We start from the raw sequence: 1,848 nt of genomic DNA on the forward strand, positions 1-1,848 counted from the left end.
CGCGTCATCGCCGCCATGAACCGCAAGGGCGGTTGCGGCAAAACCACCCTGATCATGGGACTGGCCTCGGCCGCCGCCGCGCGCGGCGAGAGCGTTACCATTTTCGACACCGATGAAAGCCGCAGCATCAGCAAGTGGCGTGACCGCGCGCAGGCACAGGGACATTGGAATGATCTGGTCGAGGTCATCCCCACCCTCTCCGTCGCCGTGGTCACCGACCGGATCGGGGAGATTTACGCGCAATCCGATCAGGAACATCTCATCCTGGTCGACACCTTCGGTGGTGGCTCCGAGGCGCAGGACCACATTGCGATGATGGCCCATCTGCTGGTCGCGCCCTGCATGCTGTCGGCGATGAATTACGAAGAGAACCGCGAGACCGGGCTCTGGTATCAGCGCCTGAAGCGGCGCGTCGAGGATCCGGCCGCCGTGCCGCCGTTCAAGGTCATTCTGAACCGGGTGCCGCTCAGCCGATCTGCGGCGGAGTTGGAGGTGTACGAAAAGGTCATCCGCGATCTGCCGGTGCTGGGCGATGTGATCATGGACCGCGCCATGTACAAACGGCTGGACGGTCAGGGTCTGCTGGACGAGATCCGCCGCAAGACCCGCAACCCCGGCGTGGCCAGCCATCTGGGCGTCGCGTTGGCGGAAATGGACGAGGTGCTGACCGAGCTCGATCGCAGCATCCGCGAGGCCGCCTGATGGCCAGGCTGAAACAGCCGGGCCGGATTTCGGCCCCGGACCCGGAGTTCTGCCGCAGGCTTGAGTTTGAGGCACCGGGCAAGGTGGACATGGTGGTCAGCACGACGGTGTCGGAACCGCCGGCAGCGGTCGAGAACGCGCCGCCGGGCGGTGCCGCAAGAGATGGCGCAACTGATGCGCAAAAAGCGCCGCAGCGGGTTCAGACCGCACAACGCAGAGCTCATGCGCATCCTGTGACCCGCCCCGACATGGTCACCATCCGCCTGCTCTACCGCCTGCCCGATAACCTGGTCGCCCGCGCCGCCGCATGGGCGGCAAAGGCGCGTTGTCCGGTGGGCACGGTGTTGCGCCGCGCCATGGCCGACTTGCGCCCGGCTCTGACCGCCGCGCTGGAGGCGGGGATCGATTACCGAGATGTGCCGGTCGACCGCGCCAAAGCCTCGGCACATCGCTTTGACAGTTCCATCACCCTGTCCCGCGCCGCGCATGACCGGCTATGCACCGAGCTCGATCCCGAGGGCCTGGCCGGGTTGACCCCCAGCCTCTCGCGTTGGGTCCGGGCCAAGGCCGTCGTGCATCTCGAGGACTATCTTCACCGCGCGGGATATTGACCGCGACCGGATGTCAGGTCCGGCGCGGCATTCTCAAGGCACAAATCCGGCATGGCAGGATTTTCCGTTTGCCGTCCTCTGCCCGCCGCTGGGCGCGGCGGGTGGCATTTGCGCAAGAGCCGTGCGCCTTCAGGCTGCATCCGTCTGCGTTTGCGGCCGTGTCTGCGCTGCACAGCCCAGCAGATAATCTGCCGCCTTTTGCGCCTCGGTCGCGGCCTTGAAGATCATCCGCTTGTCATCCTGGAGCGCGCGTAGCCAGCCTTCGACATAGGCGGCGGACTGGCCAAAATCCGGCGTCAGGCCCAATTGGCTGCAGAGCATGCAATTGCCGATCTCCGCGATCAACTCCTCGAACGCGTAGGCCTTGCGGTCGGTGAACCGGCTGAAACGGTCCAGACGGGATGCATGGCCGCTCCAATGGCAGGCCTCATGTGCCAAGGTGGCATAATAGCTCCCAGCAGAGTGGAAGGTCGCGATGTCGGGCATATGGATGAAGTCAGACCGACGGTCATAATAGGCCTGCGCCTCGGCGCTG

Annotated in this window: 3 protein-coding genes; 2 read left to right on the forward strand and 1 reads right to left on the reverse strand. The window is 65.3% G+C overall.

Going from position 1 to position 1,848, the window contains the following annotated elements; all coding sequences use genetic code 11:
• Together FN835_RS20985 and FN835_RS20990 are read left to right on the forward strand one after the other, a co-directional pair.
• Positions 1–702 (forward strand): nucleotide-binding protein (locus tag FN835_RS20985; RefSeq protein ID WP_142665173.1); only part of this gene is annotated, 702 nt, incomplete at its 5' end.
• A complete protein-coding gene (locus FN835_RS20990; protein ID WP_142665174.1) occupies positions 702–1,313 on the forward strand; it encodes a hypothetical protein in 612 nt (203 codons plus the stop codon). The genes FN835_RS20985 and FN835_RS20990, both read left to right, overlap by 1 nt.
• 129 nt (positions 1,314–1,442) lie before the next feature.
• Here FN835_RS20990 and FN835_RS20995 read toward each other — a convergent pair.
• A partial coding sequence (locus FN835_RS20995; protein ID WP_246098839.1) for a zincin-like metallopeptidase domain-containing protein occupies positions 1,443–1,848 on the reverse strand: 406 nt, incomplete at its 5' end.

The sequence above is a fragment of the Paracoccus laeviglucosivorans genome (assembly GCF_900182695.1).
In the GTDB taxonomy this organism is placed as follows: Bacteria; Pseudomonadota; Alphaproteobacteria; order Rhodobacterales; family Rhodobacteraceae; genus Paracoccus; species Paracoccus laeviglucosivorans.

Excerpts from the sequence above, each read along its gene's own strand:
- FN835_RS20990 (WP_142665174.1), top strand. The coding sequence starts at position 702 with ATGGCCAGGCTGAAACAGCCGGGCCGGATTTCGGCCCCGGACCCGGAG.